Here is a 25,068-nt window from a genome sequence, read left to right as displayed (position 1 = left end):
GCCCGGACAGACGCGACCGTCTCAGTCCGCCCCGAAGGCCTCGACCGAGGGCCACACCGCCGGCAACGCCCACGGCTCCAGGGATCCGCTGATCAAGTCCGCCAGGAACTGAACGGCGCCTCCCGTGTAGTGCCACCAGCCACCATTGCGGGAGGCCACGGTGACGGTCCACTCGTCGGGGCCGGCCCCCCGGGTGGACCAGAGGAAGTAGTCGCCCTGGTTCGACGTGGCCCAGGGCAGCAGCCCTCCGGGGGCGGGAAACGGGTGCAGGGGAACGGACATCTGCGCGTACTCGCACCACTCGGCGAGGATCTCGAGATCGTCGGAATCGTCCGCCCATGCCTTCTCACGGCCCGGGGGCGGGAAGCCTACGCACAGGAAGCCACCGAAGGCCAACGACGGGTAGGTCTCGGCGAGCAGCTTGTAGTCCGAGGGCAGGGGCACGCCCAGGCATCCCTCCACCTGGCCCCAGTCGATGCCGGCCGGAGCCGCACGCCGCAGGCGGGCAAGTTCGGGCGCGGCCCCTTCCAGGGCTTCGACCGCCGAGACGGGATCGACCAGTCGCCGATGGGGCACCTGAGTGCCGATGAGTGCGTCCACGCGGACACACTGCCAGGCCGGGAATCCCGCCTCGCCTCCGCCCGCCTCCGGCGCGGGTTCAGGCACCTGCGCGCGAAGGGCGGGCCTCGGGCGGCGGTCCGGCGCCCGGCTCAGTAGCCGATCGTGAACCGGCGCTGGACGAAGCGGGGCAGCTCCGCCTCGTCCACCAGCGCGATCGCGGCGTCCTCCGCGGAAATCCGGCTCAGGCCGTCGGCGTCCAGCACGGGCTGGTCGCCACCGATGCGGAAGCGGCCGGTACGTTCGCCGGGGGCGATCCGCTCGGCGGGGCTGAAGTAGGTCCACAGCCGGTTCGAGGCGCGCAGGACGTTCAGCGCCTCCTGGTGACCGCGTACGGCGGCGGCGTACGCGCGGGGCAGGCCGACCGCGTCGAGGGACGCGTGGATGAGCTCGTCGTGGTCGGCGCGGACGACGCCCGGCTCGATCTCCAGGCTGCCGGCGCCGCCGATGACGATCAGGCGGGTGCGCGGCCGGCTCTCCAGGGCCTTGAGCAGGGCCCGGGCGGCAGCGGCGTACACGCTCGGGTCCGCGATCGAGCGCTCGACGGTGTCGGCGAAGTCCTTCGCCGCGTTGCCCGGCTGAAAGCCGCTGATCAGGACGTCCAGACCGGGCAGCACGGCGGCGATGCTCGCGGAGTCCATGACATCCACACTCGCCCAGTGCAGGTCCGGCCGTTCCTGGGTCATCCCGGAGGCGTCCCGGCTGAATGCCGTGACGCGATGTCCGCGCTGGAGGGCCTCGGTGACGACCCGGCTTCCGATGGTGCCCGTGGCTCCGATGACACCGATGTGCATGGTTCTCCCCTTGTCTCATGCCGTGGTCATGCCGATGGCAGCGGGAGAGCCATGGGCCTCACGCCGTGAAGAGGACTATACGGTGTGAAGTTTTCATACGGCGCTAGGTTTCCGTGACGCTGTAGACTGCCGCCGTGACAGGCACCCGGACCAACGGAAGACGCGAGCGGCTGCGGGCCGAGACGACCGCCGAGATCAAGAGCACCGCATTGGAGCTGATGCGCTCGGGCGGCCCCGCCGCGATCACGCTCCGGGCGATCGCCCGCGAGATGGGCATGACCGCCAACGCCATCTACGGGTACTTCGCCACCCGCGACGACCTCGTCACCGCCCTCATCGCCGACGTCTACACGGCGCTCGCCGACGCCCTCGACGCCGCTCGGGCCGCCTCCGCCCCGGCCGACCCGGCGGAGCGGATCAAGGCATGGGCCCACGCCTTCCGCGCCTGGACACTGGCCAACCCCGAGGGCTTCCGGCTCATCTACGGCGACCCCGTGCCCGGCTACCAGGCTCCGGACGGCGGCGCCGCGCCGGACGCCGCCCGCCGGGTCTGCGTCGGCATCGCCGGCCTGGCGGACGCGGCCTGGGGCGAAGCCGAACGGACCCACGACGACGACGGTTTCGACTGGGACGACTTCGACCCCGCCCTGCTGGACAAGGTCCGCCCGGCGTTCCCGGAGCTCCCGCCGGCCGGAGTCGCCCTGGCGCTGCGCATCTGGGGCCACCTGCACGGCCTGGTCACGCTGGAGGTCTACGGCCACCTGCGCGCCCAGACGCACTCCCCCGGCAAGCTCTTCCGAGCCGAACTCGCCCAGCTGATCAGGTCCCTGGCCCTCCCCGCCCAGAGCGTGCCCCGCTGATCGGCCGGTCAGCCGACCGGCGGTTCGTTCCGCCGCTCAGCGGCACTCCTCGCCCTCCCGCTCTCCCCCCGGCTTGCCACGGGGCTTGAGCCGCCGGAGGGTGAGGCCGCCGCTGGCCTGCTTGAAGAGGTACTCGGCCCGTTCGCAGGAGAGCCGGGCGCGGCCGGTGTCCGGGCAGAGGTCCGCGGTGGGCAGGCGGGCCGGGCCCGGGCGGCGCTCCGTGAGGAAGAGCGGCCCCCGGGTGCGGCCGGCCAGCAGCCGAGGGAGCAGCCGGGCGGTGTCGGAGCGCCAGATGAGTGCCCGTCCTGGAACGGCGGCCGTCCAGGTCCAGGTCCTCGACGTCGAGGGCCAGGACGGCCTGCGCCTCGATCGCGGCCCGCAGCCCCTGCATGTGGGCCTCGCCGAGGCCGGCGAGCAGGTGACCGCCGCCTCCCGCCGCGCAGGTGAACTCCCCGGCAGGGTAAGGCACTTGGCCGCCGGTCTGGCGGACCCCCAGAGCCTGCGCCCCGCTCTCGACGGCGCCCGGGCGCTGTTCCCGCTGGTGGCCGGCGATGACCCGCAGGGCATCCTCGACCTCGCCCGGACAGCCGGCGTACGGCGGGTGGTCCTGCTCTCCTCGCAAGGGGCCGGCACACGGCCGGAGGTCTACCGCCACCCAGTGGCGTTCGAGGAGGCCGTGCGCCGGTCGGGGCTCGACTGGACGATCCTGCCGTCCGGCGGCCTGAACTGACAGAGCCGCCGCCCGCTGCTGCAGTGGCCACGCTCGATGCCACTGGGATGCGAACCGGCCGACGTCGTCACCCGGCACGAGCTCCGCTGAGGCGGGCGACCACGTCACGACGCAGCCCCGGGACCGCTGCCGACGGCATCACGCTCAGGCGAACAGCTCGGCGAGGAGCTCGGGGCCGAGGGCGATGGGCGCGGGGCGGTAGGCCGGGGGCCGGGTGCCCATCAGCTCGCGGACCAGGAAGTCCCAGCCGCGCTTGCGGACGTAGGTGAGGCAGTCGATGAGCGTGTGCTCGGCGCCGGGGACGATGAGCAGCTCGAAGTCCTTGTCGGCGGCGGCGAGGCGGTCGGCCAGGCGCAGGGTGTGGGCCGGGTGGACCTGGTCGTCCATCTCGCCGTGGACGAGGAGCAGTTTGCCGGCCAGCCGGTCCGCGAGGTCGGTGTTGGAGGTGCGGGCCCACGCCTCGGGGTTGTCCGCGCCGTCGTAGGTCTCCACGAAGCCGAGGTTGAAGTACGGGGCGTCGTGCGAGCCGGAGAGGGCGACGCCGGCTTTGAACACCTCGGGGAAGTCCAGCATCGCCCGCGCCGCGGCGAACCCGCCGCCCGAGTGACCGAACACGCCGATCCGGTCCGGGTCCATCCACGGCCGGGTATCGGCCAGTTGCCGCAGCGCCGCGACGTGGTCCGCCAGGCAGCCCGCGTCGGCCAGCCGGCCGTAGGAGGCGTCGTGAAACGCCTTGCTCCGCCCCGGTGTGCCGCGCCCGTCCAGCGCCACCACCACGAAGCCGAGCGCCGCGAGGGGTTCGGCGTCCATGCCCATCCCGCCGGGGTCGAAGCACGGGGCGACACGGTTGACCTGCGGGCCGGGGTAGACGTTGTCCACCACGGCGTAGCGCTTGGCGGGATCGAACCCGCGCGGCCGGTAGAGCACTCCGTAGATGTCGGTCACGCCGTCGGCCGCCTTGACCCGGAACCGTTCCGGCGGGGTCCAGCCGGTGGCGGTGAGCTTGCCGATGTCGGCGCGCTCCAGCTCGACCAGCACCCGCCCGGTCCAGTCGCGGACGCGGGTCACCGGCGGGGTGTCGACCGTGGACGCGGAGTCGATGAAGTACTCCTTGCCGTCCGGGACGGTGGCGACGTGGTCCGACTCGTCGTCGGTGACCCTGGCGAAGCCGGAGCCGTCCAGACCGACCCGGCACACCGTGCGGCGGTACGGGTCCTCGTCGACCAGCCCGGCGGCGGTGAAGTACACCACCCGCTCGGCCTCGTCGACGCGCAGGATCTGCTGCACCGCCCACGGTCCTGAGGTAACCCGGCCGAGCGGCTCGCCGGTGCGCAGGTAGTAGCGGTACAGGTGGCCCCAGCCGTCCCGCTGCGAGTACCAGAGCACCTCGTCGGCGAGCACCTTGACGATCGGAGGCTCGTACAGCCACTGGTTCGGGTCGACCCGGGTGTCGCCGGTCTCGCTGACCACGGTGGTGACCTCGCCGGTCACCGGGTCCAGCCGGTGCAGGGAGAGAGTGCGCAGGTCGCGGGGGCGGGCCAGGTAGTACACCGCCGAGCCGTCCTGGGCCCACCACGCCCATTTGGTGGTGATCGGCGACATCTGCGGCATGAGCAACGGCTCGGCCTGCGCCCGGACCACGGTGCCCGTGGCGACGTCCAGCACGACCAGTTCGGCCTGCGGCATCTGCTCGTCGCCCGGGTAGGCGTACCGCTGGGTGTGCAGGAGGGGCGCACCGCCGTCGGCGGGCCTGGCCTGCACGAGGTGGGTCTGCCGGACGGCGCGCTCGTCGGTCCGGTGCGCCAGCACCTTCGTCGAGTCGGGCGACCAGGCCACCGCGGGCGGCAGGTACGGCAGGCCGATCTTGCGCAGCAGAGTGGCGTTGCTCGTGCTGTCCGGGCCGGTGCTGTACTGGTGGTCGGGCGCGCCGTCGGTGGTCAGCGCCCACTCGCGGCCGTCGGACAGCGAGCGCGCCCACAGGTCGTGTCCCCGCCGGGAGACCGCGACCTTCCCGTCGGGAGAGGGCACGTCGAGCGGGCTGCCCGGCGGCGTGAACTCGGCGGGCTCGCAGGTGTAGTCGTCGAGGCGGCAGCGCCAGTACGCACCGTACGCGCCGAACTCCACGGTGTTCCCGGTCGGTTGGATGGCCGGGAACGGCAGGGCCTCGGGGTCGACCTGCTGCCCGGAGGCCGCGGCCAGCGCGGCGGCGAGGCGGGCGTGGTCGAAGGCCGGCGCGCGGGTACCCGCCGCCGGGTCGACCAGGACGAACCGCGAGCCGGAGCCGTTGGCCACCGCGTACCAGAACCGGTCGCCGCCGTCGGTCCACTGCGGCCTGACCTTGTCGCCGACGACGAGCTCGCCGGGGCGGGCGGGCCGCCGCAGGAGCTGCTCCGCGGCCTGGTAGTCCTGCGTGGTGCTCATTCTTCTCGTCCTTCCTGGGTGCCGTATCCGGGCATGGCGCGGCCACGGTGGTGCCGGCACGGCGGGGGTGTTGAGGATCCGGGGGGCTCGGCGGAGGGCTCTGGCCGTCTCGCGATCCGGGTGACGGTGATGCCGCGTCAGAGACTGCGGGCGAGGATGTCGCCCTGGGTGGTGGTGGCGTGGATGGTCAGGGCGGGCGCGCCGGCGGTGTTCCGGAGGGCGTTGTGGATCCGGCCCAGCGTGGTGCCGGCATCGAGGCCGGCGGAGACTCCGTGGGCGGCGCCGATGGTCACGTCGCCGGACACGGTGCGCAGCGTCACCACGCCGTGCACCGCTTCGGTGATGTGGATGTCGCCCTTCTCGGTGCTGATCTCGCCGGGGCCACCGAGACGGCCGACCGTGATGTCACCGGCGAGGAGGGCGAGGCGGGCGCTCGCGGTCTCGTTGAGCTTGACGGCGCCGTTGGAGCTTTCGAAACTGACGTCGCCGAGCCGTCCTTCGCCGAGGAGTTCGGCGCTGGCCGAGGTCGCCTGGACGTGGGAGCCGGCGGGCACCCGGACGGTCACCTCGACCGAACCTGAGCTTCCGAGGACCCGGTTCTTCGCGTCCGGCGCCTCGATCCGCAGGACACCGTCGGCGTAGGCGATCACGGTCTCCTCCGCCGCCTTCACGTCGCGGCTCTTCGAGGCGTCCAGGGGCAGGACCTCGACCGTGGTGTCGGTTCGGTCGCCGGCGATGGTCCGGATCCGTCCGGCGGGGATGCCGAGGACGACGGAGACCGGGGTGGGGGTGTCGTACTTCTGCATGGTGCTCTCCTGCTTTCCGTTGTTTCTGGTGATGGAAACGCTAGATTGCCTTCACCCTATTCGCAACAACTAAGTTGCAGGGCATGCGTATTCATGCAGGTCAACGCAGTTAGATCGTTGCAATGGCGAGAGATTCAATGCAACGCGAGCTGCGCTGGCGTTGCATTGGTGGGGGTGAACGCCATGTTCGAGGCCTCAGGGGAACCTGAAGGGGACCGCGGGGTCACGTCCCGGCGGGGGTCAGCTCCCGGCAGGGGGGATCCACTCCGCGAGCTGGACCACGACGCCGTTGGGGTCGGTGAGCTCCAGCAGCAGCTCGCCCCAAGGCTCGTGGTGCAGGGGGGCGGTGATGTTGGCGCCTTCCCGCTGCAGCCGCGCGTACTCGGCGGCGACATCGGTGACGGCGAAGGACAGCAGCACACCGACCGGCCCGCGGCCGGGCAGCAGTTCGAGGTCGTGCCGCCGCAACAGGATGTCCGGTGCGGAGTCGTCGCGGCCGAGGGCCAGGTACTCCTCGTCCGCGAGCACCTCCCGGTAGCCGAGGTGCGTGGTGAAGAACCGGCCGGAGGCGGCCGGATCGGCGACGCTCAGCGTCACGGTGGAAGCGACGATGTTCATCGTGATCGGCACCTCCTGGTAGCGGGAACGGGCATCTGCGCACGACTCCTTGGTCTGCTTGCTCCGGGAACGGATCAAGCATCCCGACACCGCGAAGAGGGAACAACGGCCGATCACGCAATGGTCGTTAACGCGGAAGTTGACGATTCCGTGGCCGCCGCGACGACCCGAGCCACGTGACCCCCTTCCACGAAGATCATCTATTCATTGCGGCGGGGTGCCCGGCCGTTCGCCGCCGTCGTACGCGACCTCGGCGGGTTCCGGCAGGACGCGCCCGAGGTGTGAAAACCCCGGGGTCGGACCGGCCCTGCGGCGCGGCCAGGCGGTCCCCGTACGGTGGCTGCGGTCAGCCGCCGGCAAGGTCGTCATCGCGATGGCGTGAGGGCCTGGACGACCGGGACCCGCCGCGCCCGCGGCCACCGTCCCGCCGTCCGCCGGTGGTTCGGGCGTCACTTCACCGGCCCGGATCTCGTTAGGGGCTCGGGGCTGAATCGGGGGGCGAAGGGATGACGTATGCGGCAGTTTCCTCTGCAGATGCACCACATGGAGCCAGGGCGTCTGGTCGAGTGGCGGTTGCGGGCCACGGCCGGACCACAGGGCCCGGACCGGGGTGACGAGGTGGGCAAGAAGGCGTCCTTCAACCAGGACAAGCACTTCACCGTCGCCGAGGAGAGCCGCGCGGACGACGATCCCATGGCGTCCTGGGTGGCCGTCACCTTCGAGATCGAGGGCGCCCTCGACGAAGCGGCGCTGGCCGGTGCCCTGCTGGACTTCGTACGGCGGCACGAGGTGCTGCGCTGCGAGTTCCGCCGGCTCGCCGGGGAGTTGTCCTGCGAACCGCTGGCGGCCGGCGCCCTCTCCCTGGAGGCGTGTCACGTCGCCACCTTCGACTCCGCCGAGCCGATGCGCGAGTTCCTCGCGGAACGCTTCACCCGGAGCATCGACACCCTGTCGTGGCCGCTGTTCACGATGGGCGCGGTGCTGCGCCCGGACTCCGCGACGGTGTACCTCGCCTTCGACCACATCGTCTGCGACGGCATGTCGATGCCCGTGGTCGTCCACGACGTGCTGACCTCCTACGAGGCGCTGCGCCGCGGGGAGCGGGCCGCGCTGCCGCCCGCTCCGAGCTACCTGGACTTCGCCGACGCGCAGCGCCGCCGCTACCTGTCGATCGACGCGGACGACGAGCGCCTGGACTACTGGAAGTCGTTCACGGCCCGCGGCGGGGAGTTCTTCCCCCGTTTCCCGCTGGACCTGGGCGTCGAGCCGGACCGGATGTACCCGATCGTCAACGAGGCGTCCACGCTGCTGGACGCCGCCGAGACCGAGGTGTTCGAGAAGGTGTGCCGCGAGGCCGGCGGCAAGCCCTTCATGGGTCTGCTCGGCTCGGTGGGCGTGTGCCTGCGCGAGGCGGGCGGGCCCGGGGTGTACCGGGGGTTCATGCCCGTCAGTGAGCGGGGGCGGGAGGACTGGAACAACTCGGTGGGCTGGTTCGTCAACACCCTGCCGATCGAGTTCGACGCCTCGCCCGGCAAGGACTTCGTCCAGGTCATGGGCGAGGTCCGGGCTGGATTCACCGAGATGATGCGCCACCTCGACGTGCCGTTCGTACGGGCGTGGCAGCTGTTGGCTCCCGAGGAGTTCGCGGGCCGCTCCTGGCCGTACCCGGTGAACTTCTTCTCGTACATCGACATGCGCCGCTGCCGGGGCGCCGACCGGCACGACGACTGGCGGCCCGCCGCGCACGTGTGGTCGGCGCGGGCCAACGGCACCTGCTCGTGGTTCCAGCGGGACGCGGACGGGCTCCACATGAACTCGCTGTACGTGGACACGCCGGCCGCCCGCCGCACGATGGGCGACTTCCAGGAGGCGCTGCGGCTGACCGTGCAGAGCGTGACGCGCAGCGGCGGGTTCCGCCGGCCCGTCGCGCTCACGGCGCCCCGGCGGCCCGAACCGCAGGCGGCGCACGTCAGGGGCTGAGCTCCCGGAGGGCGGCGGCACGGCCCAGCAGGAGCTCCCGCTCCCGGGCGTTGCGGGTGAGGGCGGCCGCCCTTTCGAATTCGGCGCGGGCCTCCGGACCCCGCCCGAGCCGCTCCAGCAGGTCTCCCCGTACGCTCGGCAGCAGGTGGTAGGAGCGCAGGGCCGGTTCCCGGGCGAGGGCGTCGACCAGCGGCAGGGCGGCCCCGGGGCCGTCGGCCATGGAGACGGCGACCGCCCGGTTCAGCTCGACCACCGGGGAGGGGACCAGCTCGGCGAGTCTCCCGTAGAGGGTGGCGATGGACCGCCAGTCGGTGTCCTCGTAGCGCGCGGCCGTCGCATGGCAGCCGGCGATGGCGGCCTGGAGGGAGTAGGGGCCGCTGCCCGCCCGGCGCAGGGCCTCCACCCCGCGCCGGTTGAGCAGCCGGTTCCATCCGGCGCGGTTCTGGTCGGCGAGCAGCACCGGCTCGCCGTCGGGGCCGGTGCGGGTGGCGGTGCGGGAGGACTGGAACTCCAGCAGGGCGGCGAGTCCGTGGGCCTCCGGCTCTCCGGGCATCAGCGCGGCGAGCACGCGGGCCAGGCGCAGGGCGTCCTCGCAGAGGGCGGGGCGCAGCAGGTCGTCGCCGGCGGTGGCCGAGTACCCCTCGTTGAAGACGAGGTAGATGACTTCGAGTACGGAGGCCAGCCGCTGTTCCCGGTCGGCGCCGTAGGGAACTTCGAAGGGCACCCGGGCCTTGGCGAGGGTCCGCTTGGCACGGACGAGGCGCTGGGCGACCGTGGACTCGGAGGTCAGGAAGGCCCGGGCGATCTCCTGGGTGGTGAGACCGGCCACCAGGCGCAGGGTGAGGGCGATGCGGGCGTCGGTGCCCAGCACCGGATGGCAGGCGGTGAAGACCAGGCGCAACAGGTCGTCGTCGATGTCGTCGGGTTCCGCCGGCTCGTCGGGGGGCGGTACGTCCTCCAGGTTCCGGCCGACCTCCGCGAGCTTGCGCGCGTAGGTTTCCTTGCGGCGGACGAGGTCGACGGCCCGGTGCTTGGCGGTGGCCATGAGCCAGGCGCCGGGCCGGTCGGGGATCCCGGAGTGCGGCCACTGCTCCAGGGCGGCGACCAGCGCGTCCTGTGCGATCTCCTCGGCGATCCCGACGTCCCGCACGATGCGGGTGACGCCGGCGATGATCCGCGCGGACTCGATCCTGAACACCGTTTCGACCGCCCTGGCCGCGCTCACTGCCGTCACGGCCACCCATCAGAGCAGCCGTGACGGGGCGGGGCAAACGCGGCGCGTGGAGCGGGCCGCGGCCGGGTCACATCTCCTGGACCTCCCGGACCTCCGCGCCGACGGTCCATTCCGCCGGGTGGGTCTCCAGGAACCGCCTGGTCCACTCGAGGGCCTCCGCCTTGTCCTTGCACTGGAGGAAGGCGTATCCGCCGACGACCTCCTTGGTCTCGGTGAAGGGGCCGTCGGTGAAGGTGGTCCTTCCGCCGGACCAGGTGACCCGGGTGCCCTCGGAGGTGGGGAGGAGGCCGGCGGTGTCGAGCATCACCCCGGCCTTGGTGATCTCCTCCATGAGGGCGCCCATGCGCTGCTCGAAGTCCGGCGGGAACGGGGTGTCGGGGGTCAGGGTCTGCTCGTCGATGCGGATCAGCGTCAGGAAGCGCGGCATGGTGACTCCTCGGTCGTGGGGGCGGGGGCCTTCCCCGTCCCTCACCTCTGCGTCGAACGGGAGACGCCCGGATCGACAGCCCTCCGGGAGAATTTCTTGGGAGGTTCCGCGGAACCGGCCACCGGGCGCCCCTTCTCCGCATCCGGTCGCGCCCCGGCGGCCGAAGGGAGGGGCAGAGCCCCCGGTCACACGTCGGCGGTCCGGGGGCTCGCCGTCGCGGCCGGTCCGGACGGCGGCCGGAGACGGGGGCGCCGCTACCGGCTGTCGCCCGACCAGTCCCAGCGCCCGGGGTCCGCAGGGCGGCGACGGTAGTGGGCGCGGCCACCGGCGCCGTAGCGGCCTATCTCGGTGGGCAGCCGGGCCTCTTCGGCGAGCTGCCGGGCGCTCCAGCCGGTGACGTCGAGGAGGAGCCCGTCGAGGGGACCGCCCACGAGCTCGCCGTAGACGTGGCCGGGGCGCGGGCCAGGGTCGGGGTCTTCGTGGTCGGCGCCGTAGACGCGGCGGCGCGGCATCCTGTCGTCCATGCGCACAGCTTCACAGCCGCCACTGACAACGGGCGGTCCGGGGACTGGAGCGGAGACGGCCCAAGGCCCTGTCGTCAAAGTAGCGCCGGTCAGGTCCGCGGCGTCCGGTGCCGTGCGTCGCAAGGCGGAGGGGCGCCCGAGTACTGGACGTACTCGGGCGCCCCGACAACGCGGCGAGGTGCGGTGCCGGACGCCGCGGACCAGGCGGGACTTTGACGACAGGGCCTAGGCTGGCGGTCCCGTCAGACGCGAACCGAGGAGCACCGCCCATGGCCAGTCGGGTACACCGGCCGCTGGAGGACCAGGAATTCGACTTCATCGCCGCCATGGCGCCGGGCCCGGTCCTCGCCTGCTTCACCGGCACCTGGCCCAAGGCCGTCGAGGCCTGCCGGCAGCTGGACTCCGTCGTCGCGGAGCTGGCGGGGGACGAGGAGTACGGGGCGCGGTTCACCGCCGTGCGCGCCGACATCACGCGCTGTCCCGCAACGGTGCGGCGCTACGGGGTGACGGGTGCCCCGACCGTGGTCCTGCTGCGGTCAGGCGAGGCGGTGGCGACCCATGCGGGCCCGATGGGGAGGGCGGAGCTGCGGGCCTTCCTGAACGCGCACCTGTAGTCCCCGCGCGCCCCGGACCGTCCCCCGGCGGGTCCGGCGGGTGAACTCGGGCAGGCTGGCCGAAAGTGGCATAGGTGGGATAGGTGCCTTAGGCATGTAATGGAGTCCGGCGAGACGGAACCATCGCTTGCGAGGTGTTGCTTTCCATGTCCGATGCCGTTGTCTTCCCGCAGGACCGAACCTGCCCCTACCACCCCCCGGCCGCCTATCGGCCACTCCGGGAGGGGCGGCCGCTCTCCCGGGTCACCCTCTTCGACGGCCGCTCCGTATGGGTGGTCACCGGGCACGCCGAGGCGCGGGCGCTGCTCTCCGACGGGCGGTTGTCCACCGACCGCACCAGGGAGGCCTTCCCCGCGCCCACCCCCCGGTTCAAGGGGCTGCAGAACCGGCGTACGGCCCTGCTCGGGGTGGACGATCCCGAGCACAACACGCAGCGCCGGATGCTGATCCCGAGTTTCTCGGTCAAGCGGACGGCCGCCCTGCGGCCCCGGATCCAGGAGACGGTGGACCGGCTGATCGACGCGATGGAGGCCCGGGGTCCCGGGGCCGAGCTGGTGGGCGACTTCGCGCTGCCGGTGCCGTCCATGGTGATCTGTGCGCTGCTCGGGGTCCCCTACGGGGACCACGAGTTCTTCGAGGAGCAGTCGCGGCGGCTGCTGCGCGGCCCCACGACCGCCGACGTGGAGGACGCCCGGGGGCGGCTCGACACCTACCTGGAGGCCCTGATCCGGCGCAAGCGCGCCGATCCGGGCGACGGGCTGCTGGACGAGCTGGTCTCGACCCGGCTGGAGGCGGGCGAGACCGATGTCGAGGAGCTCGTGTCGCTGGCCGCGATCCTGCTGATCGCCGGGCACGAGACCACGGCGAACATGATCTCGCTCGGCACCTTCACCCTGCTGCGGCACCCGGAGCAGCTGGCGGAGCTGCGGTCCGACCCCTCCCTGATGCCGGAGGCGGTGGAGGAGCTGATGCGGTACCTGTCGATCGCGGACGGCATGCTGCGGGTGGCCACGCGGGAGATCGAGATCGGCGGGGTGACGATCCGGCCGGACGAGGGGGTGGTCTTCTCCACCTCGGTGATCAACCGGGACGAGGCGGTGTTCGCCGAACCCGACAGGCTCGACTGGCACCGTCCGACCCGCCACCACCTGGCGTTCGGTTTCGGCATCCACCAGTGCCTGGGGCAGAACCTGGCCCGAGCCGAGATGGAGATCGCCCTCGGGACCCTGTTCGAGCGGCTTCCCGGCCTGCGTCTGGCGGCCGATCCCGACCGGATCCCGTTCAAGCCCGGCGACACCATCCAGGGCATGATCGAACTGCCGGTGACGTGGTGAGCGCCGTGCGGATCTCCGTCGACCAGGACGTCTGCATCGGCGCCGGCCAGTGCGTGCTGACCGCGCCGCAGGTCTTCACCCAGGACGACGACGGTTTCAGTGAGGTGCTCCCCGGGCGCGCGGACGGCCACGGCGGCCCGCTGGTCCGGGAGGCCGCGCGCGCCTGCCCGGTCTCGGCGATCACCGTGCGGGAAGCCGGCGGGGACGGTGCGGGCGTCTCGAAGGGCGCCACGGAAGGGGCCTCGGAGGGCTGAGCCGGGGGCCGCGGCCGGGCCCTGCCCCGTGGTGAGCCCCCTCCGGTCGACCGGAGGGGGCTCCATGGCCTGCGGGAACCGCGGGGCCGGTGGTACCGCTCGGGCGGCGGCGCTATTCGAGTACGACGCGCTCCGCCTGCGGACCCTTCGGCCCCTGGGTGACGTCGTACGAAACGCGGGCGTTCTCCTCCAGGGACTTGAAGCCCGTCCCCTCGATCGCGGAGAAGTGCACGAACACGTCGGGGCCGCCGTCGTCCTGCTGGATGAAGCCGAACCCCTTCTCCGAGTTGAACCACTTCACGGTGCCAGTTGCCATCGGTACTGATCCTTCTCAACGTTCCGCTGGGACCGCTTGCCCGCGGCCGTCTCGATACTGCCCGCCTGTCCCGCGGGCCACACGCCAGGCGCGGCCAACCGGGCGCGGCCAACCGGGGGCCGGGTCAGGCGTCGCCGTCCGTGGCGGGCAGTGGAGCGGTGGAACGGCGGGCGACGGACGGGCGCCGCGCGGACGCCGCCGCGGCGCGGCGGGGGCCGCCGGCCCGGCAGCCCAGGCAGTCGGCGTGCCCGCTGCGGGCGGCGGTGTCCCGGGTGCGCCAGTCCCAGGCCCCGCGCGGGCGGGGGCCGCTCGGCTTGCCCCATCCGGCGAGGTGGAGCAGCCAGGTCACCAGCCCCGCGACCACGACCAGGCCGAGGCCCAGCCAGATGCCCGGCGTCCAGGCCGCGCAGAGGCCCACGCCCGCTCCGGCGCAGCCCAGCAGGGCCAGGGTGGTACCGGTCCAGCCGGCCACGGTGTGGCCGAGGTCGACGTCGCCGTGGGCACTCATGATTCCCCCTCGAAGGGCAGGCGGCAGTACGCTCGGAGCAGGGTCATTTATCTCACGAGCTAAGTAACTTAGATACTAAGGAGTGTGTCGGTGCACGGCAAGCCCCGTCCCGCGGCCACGGCCGGGGAGGCGATCGCGCGCATGGACCAGTACGTGGCCCTCGGCCTCATCGGCCAGCAGGAGGTGGCCCAGCTCCTCGGGATCAACGTCACCGACCTGACCTGCCTCGCCCACATCCTGGCCGCCTGCGACAAGCCCCTCTCCGCAGGCGACCTCGCCGGGCTGGTGAACCTCACCACCGGCGCCGTCACCGGCGTGCTCAACCGGCTGGAGCGGGCCGGGTACGCCCGCCGGCAGCCCGATCCCGCCGACCGCCGGCGGGTGCGGGTGGTGGCCGATCCCGAGGCCGCCGCCCGGGTCATCGCCACCTACCAGCCCTTCTACGACCGGCTCGGAGCCGTGTTCGCCGAGTACACCCCCGACGAGATCGCCGTGATCGCCGACTGGTTCGGCCGGGCGACGGTCGAGATGCGGGCCCACCTCGCCCAGGTGCGGTCCGGGGAGCTCGACCCCCGGCCGGGACGGTGACCGGCTGGTAAAATGGCCGGGAAACTTGAGGCGCGGGGCGCTTGCGGCCCGGGCGGACGCGTACGACGAGCCGGGGACCGTACCGAGGGGTACGGACCCCGGCTCGTCGCCGTTCATCCGGTGCGGGCACCGGGAGCCTCACTCTCCTCACGGAAGGTTCTGCATGAAGAACCCGTCAGCTCACGGGCGTTTCGGCATCAAGGCCGGAGCGAAGGCAGGCTCCAAGCCGGGAGCCAGGGGAGCCGGCAAGGCCCCCCGGACCCTCGGTCCGCAGGGCGAGTTCGCCATGCCGCGGACCACCACCCCGGCACTGCCCCCGGTGGCCTCGTTCGACGAACTCGGGCTGCCCCCTGAGCTGGTGAGGACCATGGCCGAGCAGGAGGTGCGGGAACCCTTCCCGATCCAGGCGGCCACCCTGCCCAACTCCCTCGCGGGCCGTGACATCCTCGGCCGCGGCCGCACCGGATCCGGCAAGACCCTCGCCTTCGGCCTGGCCCTGCTGGCCCGCACGGCCGGTCAGCAGGCCGACCCCAAGCGGCCCCTCGCGCTGGTCCTCGTACCCACGCGCGAGCTGGCGCAGCAGGTGACCGAGGCCCTGACCCCGTACGCGCAGGCCCTGAAGCTGCGCATGGCGACCGTCGTCGGCGGGCTCTCCATCGGCCGCCAGACCAGCGCCCTGCGCACCGGCGCGGAGGTCGTGGTCGCCACGCCCGGACGCCTCAGCGACCTGGTCGGACGCCGGGACGTGCACCTGGAGCGGGTGCGGATCACCGTGCTGGACGAGGCCGACCAGATGTGCGACATGGGATTCATGCCGCAGGTCACGGAGATCCTGGACCAGGTGCACCACGCCGGACAGCGCATGCTGTTCTCGGCCACCCTGGACCGCAACGTCGACCAGCTCGTGCGCCGCTACCTGAAGGACCCGGTCTCGCACTCCGTGGACCCGCAGTCGGCCTCGGTCGGCACGATGGACCACCACGTGCTGCACATCCACGCGGCGGACAAGGTCTCGGCGGCGACCGAGATCGCGGCCCGCGAGGGCCGGGTGATCATGTTCCTGGACACCAAGCACGGCGTGGACCAGTTCGTGAAGCACCTGCGGGCCATGGGCGTACGGGCGGAGGGACTGCACAGCGGCAAGTCCCAGCCGCAGCGCACCCGGACCCTCGGCCAGTTCAAGGACGGGCTGATCACGGTCCTCGTCGCGACGAACGTGGCCGCCCGGGGCATCCACATCGACGACCTCGACCTCGTGGTCAACGTGGACCCGCCGGCCGACAGCAAGGACTACCTGCACCGCGGCGGGCGCACCGCGCGGGCCGGCGAGTCCGGCAAGGTGGTCACCCTGGTCACCCCCAACCAGCGCCGTGACATGGTGCGCCTCATGGCCGACGCCAAGATCCGGCCCACCATCACCCAGGTGCGCTCCGGCGAGGCGGCGCTGAGCCGGATCACCGGCGCGCGGCGGCCGTCGGGAGTCCCGCTGTCCGGGGCGCTGCCCACCGACGCCAAGGGCCGCCCGAGCGGCACCGAACTCGGGTTCCGGGGCATCGGCACCCGCCCGGGCCGCCCGGGCAAGGGCAAGGAGTCCCGCAAGACCATCGAGGCGCGTCAGGCCGCCGAGGCCCGCCGCGCGGCCCGGGTCCGCAAGGGCCTCTGAGGCCTCCGGGGAACGGGGACGTCCGGCGGGCGGCGGCCCGCCGGACCACGCGAACGGCGCGGGCCTCAGGCCCGGGCGCGGCGCCGCCGGGCCACGATGGCGCGGGTGACCAGCGGCGGGAGCAGGTCCTTGGCCAGCCGGCGCCAGCGCACCCCCGGCCGGGGTGCGGGCCGCGGGGCGGCCGGGGCCGGAGCTGCGGCCGGAACGGGGACCGGCGGGTGCAGCGGCTGCGGGGCGGGCGGCACCGGGGCTCCCTCGTCGCCGATCCGCACCAGCGGCTTGCCGTCGATGACGTCGACGCCGTGCCACAGGTCGGAGCGGCCCTCCAGCCAGCCGAGCAGCGCCGCCTGCTGCGGCTGCGGGTCGCCCCAGGTCGCGTACAGCTTCGAGGCGGACACGGCGATCGGGTGCAGCTCGCCGGTGGCCACGGCGGCCCAGACGGCGGCGGCGACGCCCGGGCAGTGGGCGGAACGGTAGTCGTCGAAGACCACCACGGCGTCCGGCGCGGCGACGATCCGGGACGAGGCTATGTCCTGGACGACGTGCTCGTGCAGGTGGGACGCGTCGATGTGGACGAAGCGGCAGCTGCCGGGGCGCACCTTCTCGGCGACGACGGAGGTCGGGGCCTGGATGACCGTGGGCAGCGACTCGTGGAAGGCGAGGTAGTTCGTCTCGAACCCGCGGCGGGTGAGGGTGGGGTACGAGTCCCGCACTTCCTCCAGGTTGAAGTCGTCGGGGGCGGGCGAGTCGAAGAGGTCACAGACGGTGAACTCCTCGCCGTCACGCAGGTACCCGCCCAGGAAGATCGCGCTCTTGCCCATGAAGGCGCCCAGTTCCAGGAGGTCACCGGCCACGGGCGCGGCCTCGTTCTGGCGGGTCAGGAACCAGTCGAAGAGGACCTGGTCATGCGCCGAGAACCAGCCCTTCACCTCGTCGAAGGACGTGGGAACGGGTGGTACGGGCTCGGCGTCGGGGGTGGTGACGGGAGCCTGTGAAACGTGCGACACGGGGAGTCATCCTCCAGCGGAATGGCAACGGTTCGGCGCTGATACCCGGCCAGGTAGGCAGACCATAAACCCGCGAACAGGCGTATGGCGAGAGTTCTCCCGCACTGATCGTTTCCGCTCAGGCGGTGGCGCGCCTGTGCAGCCGCCGGGCCGCGGCGTTGCGCACGCCGCGGGTCCGGCCGGAGGCGGCCAGCAGGGCCAGCGCCTCGTCGGGGGCCGGCGACCGGGCCGCGGTGCGCTGGCACCAGTCGGAGGCGGCCGCCAGCTCGGCCCGCGACCACTCCCCACCGGCCTCGATGGCCTTCAGCAGGGTCCACTCGCGCAGTCGCCGGGCGGGGAACGCGTGGCCGTCGAGCACGCGGTGCAGGGCGCGGGCCCAGTCGTGGAAGGCGGTGCCGGGCAACAGCCGTACGGCCCGGCGGTCCAGATGGGTCACCACCGCGCTCTGCGCCATCACCGGGTCGCGGTCGCGCAGGACCTCGGCCACCGCCGCGGCCTCCCCCGGCACGCCGGCCGCGCCGGCGGCGGCGAGCCGGTCGAGGTGGCGGGCGTACCGCCAGCGGTCGGTCGGCCCCGCCTGCTGCGGGGGCCGGGCCGTCGTCGCCGGGCCGGCCGACGGCGTGCGGCGCATCTGGTGTTCTGGGCTGCCCATGGCACGTATTCCACACGACCGCCGTAGGCGTGCCCGGGGCGGGGGGTGGGCCGGGAGGTCCGCGGCGAGCTCACCGGGCGGTGGCCGTGCGGTACGCCGTGCCGGTCCCGGAGGCCGTCACCGGCCCGGGCCGGGCCGCCCGGGCTCCGGTTCGGGCAGCGGGGCGCCGGTCTCCAGGAGGGTCTTGAGGCTGGAGACGAGCATCGGCCAGGCGGCGGAGCACATGCCGATGAGGGTGCCGCCCGGGGTGAACCCCTCGTGGTGGACGGTGAGCCGGGCGAGGGTGTCCCCGACCGGCTCGATCTCGTACGTCACCCTGGTGCGCGGCTCGCCCGCCAGCTCGGCCCGCAGCTCCTCGGTGATGCCTGCGGAGGCCGCCCACTCGGCGCTGAAGGTGTGCCAGGTGTAGGAGAGCCGACGGTCCGGGACGCAGTCCAGCACCACCTGCTCGGGGTCGCTGGTGCGGGCCCCGCGCTCGACCCAGTCCATCGTCGAGCCCACCGCCCAGTCCGTCTCGAAGGTCAGCCCCCAGTAGCGGCGGGTGTAGGCCGGGTCGGTGAGGGCCTGCCAGACCCGCTCGGGGTCGGCCTGGATGTAGACGGTGTAGTCGATCACGCTGTCGGTCATGGCCCCATGCTGCGGGACCGGCCGCCGCGGGCCCGGCATTGGCGGGCCCGGTCCCTCACCAGCGCAGTCCCTGCTCGGGCAGTTCCACGGGCGGGGTCCGCAAGGCGGCGGGCAGGCCGAGGTGGGCGCGGGCGGCGTGCACCGCGGCGACCTCGTGCCACCCGGCCGGGCCCCAGTCGCTGAGCTCCCGCACCTGCTCCGGGGTGGCCAGCAGCCGGGCGTACGCCGGGTCCGCGGCCGGGGCCACCGCCGTGAGCCGGGCCGCCGTGCGGGCCAGCGCCCCCCGGTCGGCGTACCGGTAGCCGAGCGGCACCGCCCCGACGGCGGGCTCCGCGTTCGGGGCGGGCAGGTGCGCGGCGCCGGTGGCGCGGGCGATGAGCAGCAGTACCCGCCCGTCGGGGGCGAAGAGCCAGCCGGTGTGGTCCCGTACGGGCAGGCGGGCGGGGACGGGGCCGGGGTGCCAGGTGCCGTGCTGCGGGGTGCGCCGGCCGCGCAGGACCCCGAGGCGGTCCAGGGCGGTGGGGGTGGTGGGGCGGCCGTCCTCCAGCAGGGCGGGGCCGGCGCCGTTGATCCGGGCGCGGAGGGCGGCCAGGGCACGGCGGGCGTCGCCCGGGTCCATCAGGGCGGGCAGGTCGGCGGGCTCGGCGAAGTCGATGCCGGTGATCTCCTGTACGGGCAGGCGCACGGCGCGGATGCGCTCCTCCGTCCAGGTGCCGCCGTCGTAGACGTGCAGGATCTCGCCGGGAAAGCGCATCTCGGGCGGGATGCCGGGGATGTCGGCGGGAATCCAGTCGACGGCGAGCCCGCGCGGGTAGTGACCGTCGACGCCGAGTTCCTCGCGCATCTCGCGGGCCGCGGCCGCCGAGGGCGCCTCCCCGGCGTCCACGGCGCCGCCCGGCAGCAGCCGGTCCGTGCGGTAGTCGACGGTCTGGACGAGGACCCGCCCGTCGGGGTCGGTGACGAGGACCGTCGCCCCGGTCCAGAGCGCGGCGCGCGAGGCCCCGTACTCCGCCGGGGTCATCCAGGTGCCCGCACGTCCGGGGTCGTCGGTCAGCTGCGGCATCGGTACTCCGTTCACCGTGGGTGGACCAGCCGCCTGTGCAACAGCGGCTCCGGGCGCCGGGTTACGGCGGGCGTCCGGGCACGCGCCGTGACCGCTCCACCGCTGCGCGCCTCCTTATTGCCGTGTTACGCCCGTCTCGCTACGGTCCGTGCTGCGGACCGGCAGTGTGAAAGCGGCTGGTCCGACCACGTACGCTCACCCGTCCGTGTGAGTGGGCGCGACCGCCGGCGCCCCCTTGCGGCAGGGTGGGCGGATGCCGTCGCACCGGACCCTGCCGCTCGCCCTGTCCCTGCCCCTGCTGCTCGCCCTGCTGGTGCCGGCCACCGGGTGCGTGACCGTACGGGCGCCCGGGAAACCGCCCGCTCCGACCGGGTGGGCCCCCCGGCAGCCGGTGGCGGAGGGCCTGCCCCTGGGACCGGCGCCGGATCCGGTGGCGGTGCCGTCGCCGCCCGCCGGGGCCGCGGCTCCCGCGCCGCCGGCCGGTGCCCCACAGCGGCCCGTCGCCCCGCCCCGCCCCGGGCAGCGCTCCGACGACCGGCCGCCCCGCCGCGCCTCCCCCGCCCGGCCCGCCCGCCCCGCGTACCGCGCCCCCGCCCCGAAGCCGCGCGAGCGGCGGCCCGCACGCCCCGCGCCCCCGCCCGCGCCGCAGCGTTCGTACGACATGGGCCGGCTGTGCGAGGCGGCCCACGGGGTGGTGGATCCGGCCATCGTCGCCCTGTGCCGCTGACCGTGCGGGCCCGGGCCGGGCGGGCGGTGCCCGGGCGGGCGGGTACGTGGCAAATTGGGTGGATGGGGCCGCTCCGGATACCTAGAGTGACGGGGCACCCGTCGCCCGAGCTGGAGCCGATCATGCGTACGCACTACCCCCGCACGGCACACCTGCCGTGGTCGCCCGGTGCCACGGCGGACGACGTCCGCGCCGCCGGCACTTCGGCGCTGGCCGGGCGCGAGGTGGTCGTCACCGAGAAGCTCGACGGGGAGAACACCACCCTGTACGCGGACGGCCTGCACGCCCGCTCGCTCGACTCCGCCCACCACCCCTCCCGCGCCTGGGTCAAGGGCCTCCAGAGCCGGATCGGCGCCCGCATACCGCAGGGGTGGCGGGTCTGCGGGGAGAACGTGTACGCCCGCCACTCGCTCGCCTACGAGGAACTCGACAGCTGGTTCTACGGGTTCTCGGTGTGGGACGGCGACCACTGCCTCGACTGGGACCGCACGGTGCGCTTCCTCGGCCGGCTCGGCGTCCCCGTGCCGCGCGTCCTGTGGCGCGGGACCTACGACGAGCGGGCGCTGCGCCGGCTGCGGATCGACACCACCCGCCAAGAGGGCTACGTCGTACGGACGACGGCCGGATTCGACCGGGCGGACTTCGGGCGGTACGCCGCCAAGTGGGTGCGGGGCGGCCATGTGCGGACCGACACGCACTGGATGTACGCGCCCGTGGTACCCAACGGGCTCGGCCCTGCCGCACCGCTGTGGGCGGTCCGCTCCGGCTCCGAACCGGATCCCGCCGCGCTGCTCGCCGCCGTCGGGGTGCCCGCGCCGGCCGGCCCGGACGTGGAGCGTGCCGTCCGGGAGGTCACCGCCCGGCTCGACGGCGCCGGCCGCACCGGGGAGGCCCGGCTGGCGGGGGTCCTGGCCGCCGCCCTGCACCAGGAACACCGCGGCGCCCTCGCGGCGCGGCTCGCCGCGGGACCGCTCGGGATGCGCACGGCGCGGCGGGTGGCGGACCTGGTGGGCCTGTATCCGGCGCTGCGCAGGCCCTTCCCGGAGGAGGAGCGGCGGGCCGGGCTGGTGCGGATGGCCTCGGCCGCCGACCTCGGGGTGCTGCACGCGCTGGCGACGGCCCTCCCGGCGACGGCGGAGGAGCTGGAGTGCGCCCAGTGGTCGGCGCTGTGCGCCGAGGACGCCGGCCTGCTGGGCCCGGACCCGCTCGGCGAGCTGCGCACCGGACTGCGCGGGGCGTTCGGCGGCCTCGACGCGGACGCCGCCGACCGGTGCTGGGCGGAGGCCCGCGATGCCTTCGGGCGTGGCTCGGTCTCCTCGGCGCAGGAGGCCGTGGCCGCGACCTGGCGCTGGCGGGACGGGTCCGCGTACCCGCGCCTGGTACAGCTGTGCGGGCCTTCGGGCAGCGGGAAGAGCACCTTCGCCCGGACCCTGCCCGGGGTGGACGCGTACATCTGCCTGGACGACCTGCGCGGGGCCCGGGGTGCGCGCGCCGACCAGCGGGCCAATCCGGAGGTGCTGCGCGAGGGCCTGGAGCGGCTGGACCGCGCCCTGGCCGCCGGGGGCACGGTGGTCTGGGACGCCACCTCCCTGACCGAGCAGCAGCGCGGCCTGGCCGGTGCGGTCGCACGGCGCCGCGACGCCCTGGTCACGCGGGTGGTGATGCTGGTCGGGGAAGCGGAACTGGCGCGGCGCAACGCCGTACGGCCGCATCCCGTGCCGGAGCCCGTACTGGCCGCACAGCTGCGGCGGTTCAGCCCGCCCCACCCGGGGCAGGCGCACCGGACCCGGTACGTCGGGGCGGGCGGCACGGTCGAGGACACCGCCGGCTCCCTCGGGCCGGCCGGCGAGGGGGACGATCTGTAATGCGCACGAGTGAGCAGCTCTACCACCAGGTCCGCTGGGACCCCCGGTTCGACCCGGCACGGTTCACGCTCGGCCTGCTCCAGCGCGGGGCCGCGCCCAAGCGGGTGCCGCTGCCCTCCTTCGTGCCCGGCGGCGACATCCCCTGGCACCGGGTGCTGTTCGTCGAGGCCGACGGCGAACTGGTGTGGGACCGGGCCACCGGCGTCGACCGGATCGACTCGACGGGAGCCGGGCGGGTGCGCGAGCGGCGGCTGCTGTCCGCCCCGTTCTTCACGGCGAGGACCCCGCACGGCTGGGATCCGGCGGCCGGCTGCTGGCGGCCGGTCCAGCCCGGTCCGGACGGGCCGGGTCAGCACCCCGCGGCGCGCGTGCGGCTGCTGACCTGGAACACCCTGTGGGACCGGTACGACGCCCCGCGCATCGTCACCGCCCGGCGCAGGCCGATGCTGCTGGCGGACCTGGCGGCGGCCGACGCGGACGTGATCGCGCTCCAGGAGGTCGAACCGGCGCTGCTGGCCCTGCTGCTGGCCGAGCCGTGGGTACGGGCCGGCTACACCGTGGGCACCGATCCGCAGGGCGAGGACGTCCCGGACCACGGGCTGCTGGTGCTGAGCCGGCTGCCGGTGCGGGAGGCGGGGCTGCACGCGCTGGGCCGGCACAAGGCGGTCACCGCCGTCACCGTGGACACCGCGGGCGGGCCCCTGGTCGTCGCCGCGACGCACCTGACCAGCGACCACACCGAGAACGGCGCCGGCCGGCGGGAGGCCGAACTGGCGCGGCTGGCCGAGGGGCTGGGCGGGATCGACGCCGGGGTCGCGCTGCTCGGCGACTTCAACGACGGCCGCTCCGGGGCCGAGGGGCCGGCCGCCGCGCTGGGGCTGCTGGACGCGTGGAACGACGTGCACGGGCCCGGGGACGACACCCCCACCTTCGACCCCCGGGTCAACCCGCTGGCGGCGGTGTGCTCGCTGTCGGGGCGGGCCGCCCGGCTGGACCGCATCCTGCTGCGCCCCTCCGGCGGGGCGCGGGTGCGGCAGGCGGCGCTGCGGGGTGATTCCCCGGGCCCGCAGGGGCTGTTCGTCTCCGACCACTTCGGGGTGGAGGCAACCGTGGAGTACGCGGCACCGGACGCGGGGACCGCGCGGTGCGGCGTACCGGCGACGGCCCGGACGGCGGTGGCGTGGTTGGCCCCGCACGACCCGGTGGTCGGGGAGCTGCGCCGGGCGCACGACCCGCAGGCGGACCGCTGGCCGGCGCACGTGAACCTGCTGTTCGGCTTCGTGCCGGAGTCCTCCTTCGAGGAGGCGCTGCCGCTGCTGGCGGAGGTCGCGGCCGGGACGGAGCCGTTCGCCGCCCGGCTGGAGGGGGTGCGGTCCTTCGGGCACCGGGAGGACGCCACGCTCTGGCTGGACCCGGCGGCGGGCGCGGACGGTGACGCGCCGTGGCAGGAGCTGCGCCGTGCCCTGGCCGACCGGTTCCCGGGCTGCCGGGGCCGCGCGGAGGGCTGGACCCCGCACCTGACGCTGGGCCGCAGCACGGATCCCCGGCGCGCGGAGCGGGAGTTCGCGGAGCGGCTCGGGCCCGGCCGGCGTACGGCGCGGGTCGGGGAGCTGGCGGTGCTGTCGCGGCGCGGGGACGGGCCGATGCGCGTCCGCGCCGTGGTGGAGCTGGGCACCGGCGCGGTGCGGTGGACGCGGCCCGCGGCCCCGGCGGGGGACGCCGAGGTACCGGGCGCGGCCGGGGAGCTCGCGGCGCGGATCGCGGCGGCCCTCCCCGAGGGCCTGGTGCGGACGGCGGGTTCCCGCAGCATGGGCTGCGCGCTGCCGGGGGCCGACCTGGACCTGGTGGCCGTACTGCCCGGGCGGGTGGACACCGCCGGGGTGCGGGCGCGGGTGGCGGCCGCGCTGCCGGAGGCGCAGCGGCTGCGCGAGGTGACGGGCGCGCGGGTGCCGGGGCTGCGGCTGCGCGCGTCCGGGCTGGACGTGGACCTGGTGCTGGTCGGCGCCGGGGAGCTGGACCCGGGGCGCGCGGTGGCCCGGCGGGCGGAGCTGGGCGAGGCGGCGGCCGTGGCGCTGAGCGCCCTCGACGACGCCGACGCGGTACGCGGGTCCGTGGGCGCGGAGCACGCCGCTTTCGCCGGTCTGGCGCGGGAGGTCAAGGCGTGGGCGCGAGCGCGGGGCCTGGACTCGGCGCCCTTCGGCGGGCTGCCGGGGCTGGCCTGGGCGGTCCTCGCGGCCCGGACCGTCCGGGAGGCCCGGGACCTCTCCCCGGCCGCGCTGCGGCGGGAGTTCTTCGGGACCTGGGCCGCCTGGGACTGGAGCGAGCCGGTGTCCCTGCTCCCGGCGGGCGGGACGGGCCGCTCCCCGGACCCGGTGACGGTCCTGACCCCCTGCGCGCCGGTCCGCAGCTGCACCGCGCAGGTGGGGCCGGGCCTGCGGGACCTGCTGGTCCAGGAGCTGTACCGGGCCTGGGAGGTGCTGGAGGCCGAGCCGGACGGCCTCGGCCGGCTGCTGTCGCCGCCGCCGCTGCACCGACGGCACGCGGCGTGGGCGGTGGTGACCGTACGGGGCGGTGCGGCCGGGGAGTTCGAGGAGCGGCTGGGCCGGGCCAGGGGCCGGCTGCGGGCGCTGCTCGCCGGGCTGCCGGGGGCCCACGCGTGGCCCCGGCCCTTCGAGCGGACCGCCACCCTGGCCCGCTACGCCGTCGGTCTGGGCCCGATCCCGCCGGACGCGGCCGCCCTGGCCGCGTTCGCCGGGCCCTGGGCGGCGTCCCTGCCGGGTGTGGAGGTCGCCTGGAGGGCGTCGGGGGAGGTCCCGGACCTGGCGTGAGGGGACGCGC

At 74.4% G+C, this 25,068-nt stretch carries 25 protein-coding genes; 11 read left to right on the top strand and 14 right to left on the bottom strand.

Annotated elements, in window-relative coordinates; all coding sequences use genetic code 11:
• Positions 1 to 21 precede the first annotated feature (21 nt).
• Entirely contained in the window at positions 22 to 600 is a 579-nt protein-coding gene (locus ACZ51S_RS02690; protein ID WP_468801880.1) for an SMI1/KNR4 family protein, read from the bottom strand.
• 110 nt (positions 601 to 710) lie between these two features.
• A complete protein-coding gene (locus ACZ51S_RS02685; RefSeq protein ID WP_468885171.1) occupies positions 711 to 1,412 on the bottom strand; it encodes an NAD(P)-dependent oxidoreductase in 702 nt (233 codons plus the stop codon).
• 134 nt (positions 1,413 to 1,546) lie between these two features.
• On the opposite strand from ACZ51S_RS02685, the gene ACZ51S_RS02680 reads away from it, so the two are divergent.
• A complete protein-coding gene (locus ACZ51S_RS02680) occupies positions 1,547 to 2,272 on the top strand; it encodes a TetR/AcrR family transcriptional regulator (RefSeq protein WP_468477520.1) in 726 nt (241 codons plus the stop codon).
• Positions 2,273 to 2,564: 292 nt separating this feature from the next.
• Positions 2,565 to 3,002 carry an SDR family oxidoreductase gene (locus tag ACZ51S_RS02675; RefSeq protein ID WP_468801878.1) on the top strand — a complete coding sequence of 146 codons (438 nt, stop codon included), beginning with the start codon at positions 2,565 to 2,567 and terminating at the stop codon, positions 3,000 to 3,002.
• Positions 3,003 to 3,146: 144 nt separating this feature from the next.
• Here the strand turns inward: ACZ51S_RS02675 and ACZ51S_RS02670 are convergent, their stop codons facing one another.
• The 3 genes from ACZ51S_RS02670 to ACZ51S_RS02660 form a co-directional block, all read right to left on the bottom strand.
• Positions 3,147 to 5,423, bottom strand: coding sequence for a S9 family peptidase (locus ACZ51S_RS02670; RefSeq protein WP_468801877.1), 2,277 nt, complete (start codon positions 5,421 to 5,423; stop codon positions 3,147 to 3,149).
• Between the two features lie 137 nt (positions 5,424 to 5,560).
• On the bottom strand, positions 5,561 to 6,229 hold the full coding sequence (locus tag ACZ51S_RS02665) for a DUF4097 family beta strand repeat-containing protein (RefSeq protein WP_468801876.1): 669 nt from the start codon (positions 6,227 to 6,229) through the stop codon (positions 5,561 to 5,563).
• Between the two features lie 240 nt (positions 6,230 to 6,469).
• Positions 6,470 to 6,847 carry a VOC family protein gene (locus ACZ51S_RS02660; protein ID WP_468801875.1) on the bottom strand — a complete coding sequence of 126 codons (378 nt, stop codon included), beginning with the start codon at positions 6,845 to 6,847 and terminating at the stop codon, positions 6,470 to 6,472.
• 513 nt (positions 6,848 to 7,360) lie between these two features.
• Between ACZ51S_RS02660 and ACZ51S_RS02655 the strand changes: the two genes are divergently transcribed.
• On the top strand, positions 7,361 to 8,827 hold the full coding sequence (locus tag ACZ51S_RS02655) for a condensation domain-containing protein (RefSeq protein ID WP_468801874.1): 1,467 nt from the start codon (positions 7,361 to 7,363) through the stop codon (positions 8,825 to 8,827).
• On the opposite strand, the gene ACZ51S_RS02650 is transcribed toward ACZ51S_RS02655, so the two are convergent.
• From ACZ51S_RS02650 to ACZ51S_RS02640, 3 genes are all read right to left on the bottom strand, one after another.
• On the bottom strand, positions 8,817 to 10,052 hold the full coding sequence (locus ACZ51S_RS02650; RefSeq protein WP_468959673.1) for an RNA polymerase sigma factor: 1,236 nt from the start codon (positions 10,050 to 10,052) through the stop codon (positions 8,817 to 8,819). The two genes, ACZ51S_RS02655 and ACZ51S_RS02650, sit on opposite strands and share 11 nt — an antisense overlap.
• Before the next feature lie 76 nt (positions 10,053 to 10,128).
• On the bottom strand, positions 10,129 to 10,488 hold the full coding sequence (locus tag ACZ51S_RS02645) for a YciI family protein (RefSeq protein ID WP_388936357.1): 360 nt from the start codon (positions 10,486 to 10,488) through the stop codon (positions 10,129 to 10,131).
• Positions 10,489 to 10,742: 254 nt separating this feature from the next.
• Positions 10,743 to 11,012, bottom strand: coding sequence for a hypothetical protein (locus ACZ51S_RS02640; protein ID WP_388936360.1), 270 nt, complete (start codon positions 11,010 to 11,012; stop codon positions 10,743 to 10,745).
• A 269-nt stretch (positions 11,013 to 11,281) separates the two neighbouring features.
• On the opposite strand from ACZ51S_RS02640, the gene ACZ51S_RS02635 reads away from it, so the two are divergent.
• The 3 genes from ACZ51S_RS02635 to ACZ51S_RS02625 all read left to right on the top strand — a co-directional run bounded on the left by ACZ51S_RS02635 (position 11,282) and on the right by ACZ51S_RS02625 (position 13,214).
• Positions 11,282 to 11,626, top strand: coding sequence for a thioredoxin family protein (locus tag ACZ51S_RS02635; RefSeq protein ID WP_468477122.1), 345 nt, complete (start codon positions 11,282 to 11,284; stop codon positions 11,624 to 11,626).
• A 146-nt stretch (positions 11,627 to 11,772) separates the two neighbouring features.
• On the top strand, positions 11,773 to 12,960 hold the full coding sequence (locus ACZ51S_RS02630) for a cytochrome P450 (RefSeq protein ID WP_468959364.1): 1,188 nt from the start codon (positions 11,773 to 11,775) through the stop codon (positions 12,958 to 12,960).
• Between the two features lie 5 nt (positions 12,961 to 12,965).
• Positions 12,966 to 13,214: a ferredoxin gene (locus tag ACZ51S_RS02625; protein ID WP_468477124.1), complete on the top strand. Its 249-nt coding sequence runs from the start codon at positions 12,966 to 12,968 to the stop codon at positions 13,212 to 13,214.
• A 112-nt stretch (positions 13,215 to 13,326) separates the two neighbouring features.
• On the opposite strand, the gene ACZ51S_RS02620 is transcribed toward ACZ51S_RS02625, so the two are convergent.
• Both ACZ51S_RS02620 and ACZ51S_RS02615 read right to left on the bottom strand, forming a co-directional pair.
• A complete protein-coding gene (locus tag ACZ51S_RS02620; RefSeq protein WP_388936371.1) occupies positions 13,327 to 13,530 on the bottom strand; it encodes a cold-shock protein in 204 nt (67 codons plus the stop codon).
• Positions 13,531 to 13,654: 124 nt separating this feature from the next.
• Positions 13,655 to 14,038 (bottom strand): HGxxPAAW family protein, encoded by a 384-nt coding sequence (locus tag ACZ51S_RS02615; RefSeq protein ID WP_468959363.1) that lies wholly within the window; start codon positions 14,036 to 14,038, stop codon positions 13,655 to 13,657.
• Positions 14,039 to 14,128: 90 nt separating this feature from the next.
• On the opposite strand from ACZ51S_RS02615, the gene ACZ51S_RS02610 reads away from it, so the two are divergent.
• The gene (locus tag ACZ51S_RS02610; protein WP_388936377.1) at positions 14,129 to 14,626 is read left to right on the top strand and encodes a MarR family winged helix-turn-helix transcriptional regulator; all 498 of its coding nucleotides are present in this window, start codon (positions 14,129 to 14,131) and stop codon (positions 14,624 to 14,626) included.
• Positions 14,627 to 14,789: 163 nt separating this feature from the next.
• On the top strand, positions 14,790 to 16,289 hold the full coding sequence (locus tag ACZ51S_RS02605; protein ID WP_388936380.1) for a DEAD/DEAH box helicase: 1,500 nt from the start codon (positions 14,790 to 14,792) through the stop codon (positions 16,287 to 16,289).
• A 65-nt stretch (positions 16,290 to 16,354) separates the two neighbouring features.
• Here ACZ51S_RS02605 and ACZ51S_RS02600 read toward each other — a convergent pair whose 3' ends face one another.
• From ACZ51S_RS02600 to ACZ51S_RS02585, 4 genes are all read right to left on the bottom strand, one after another.
• The gene (locus ACZ51S_RS02600) at positions 16,355 to 17,296 is read right to left on the bottom strand and encodes a class I SAM-dependent methyltransferase (protein ID WP_468959360.1); all 942 of its coding nucleotides are present in this window, start codon (positions 17,294 to 17,296) and stop codon (positions 16,355 to 16,357) included.
• Between the two features lie 118 nt (positions 17,297 to 17,414).
• A complete protein-coding gene (locus ACZ51S_RS02595) occupies positions 17,415 to 17,948 on the bottom strand; it encodes a hypothetical protein (protein WP_468477127.1) in 534 nt (177 codons plus the stop codon).
• Between the two features lie 117 nt (positions 17,949 to 18,065).
• On the bottom strand, positions 18,066 to 18,575 hold the full coding sequence (locus tag ACZ51S_RS02590; protein WP_468477128.1) for an SRPBCC family protein: 510 nt from the start codon (positions 18,573 to 18,575) through the stop codon (positions 18,066 to 18,068).
• Between the two features lie 55 nt (positions 18,576 to 18,630).
• Entirely contained in the window at positions 18,631 to 19,638 is a 1,008-nt protein-coding gene (locus ACZ51S_RS02585) for an NUDIX domain-containing protein (protein WP_468959358.1), read from the bottom strand.
• A gap of 253 nt (positions 19,639 to 19,891) precedes the next feature.
• Here ACZ51S_RS02585 and ACZ51S_RS02580 point away from each other — a divergent pair, with 253 nt between their 5' ends.
• The 3 genes from ACZ51S_RS02580 to ACZ51S_RS02570 all read left to right on the top strand — a co-directional run bounded on the left by ACZ51S_RS02580 (position 19,892) and on the right by ACZ51S_RS02570 (position 25,058).
• Positions 19,892 to 20,365, top strand: a complete 474-nt coding sequence (locus tag ACZ51S_RS02580; protein ID WP_468959355.1) for a hypothetical protein — start codon at positions 19,892 to 19,894, stop codon at positions 20,363 to 20,365.
• Between the two features lie 122 nt (positions 20,366 to 20,487).
• Positions 20,488 to 22,230: an RNA ligase family protein gene (locus tag ACZ51S_RS02575; RefSeq protein WP_468477131.1), complete on the top strand. Its 1,743-nt coding sequence runs from the start codon at positions 20,488 to 20,490 to the stop codon at positions 22,228 to 22,230.
• Positions 22,230 to 25,058 carry a poly(A) polymerase gene (locus ACZ51S_RS02570; RefSeq protein WP_468959353.1) on the top strand — a complete coding sequence of 943 codons (2,829 nt, stop codon included), beginning with the start codon at positions 22,230 to 22,232 and terminating at the stop codon, positions 25,056 to 25,058. The genes ACZ51S_RS02575 and ACZ51S_RS02570 overlap by 1 nt, the downstream gene beginning before the upstream one ends.
• Positions 25,059 to 25,068: the final 10 nt, after the last annotated feature.

It is taken from the genome of Streptomyces sp. NPDC034043, assembly GCF_055575675.1.
This window is presented reverse-complemented; position numbering and strand designations above follow the sequence as displayed.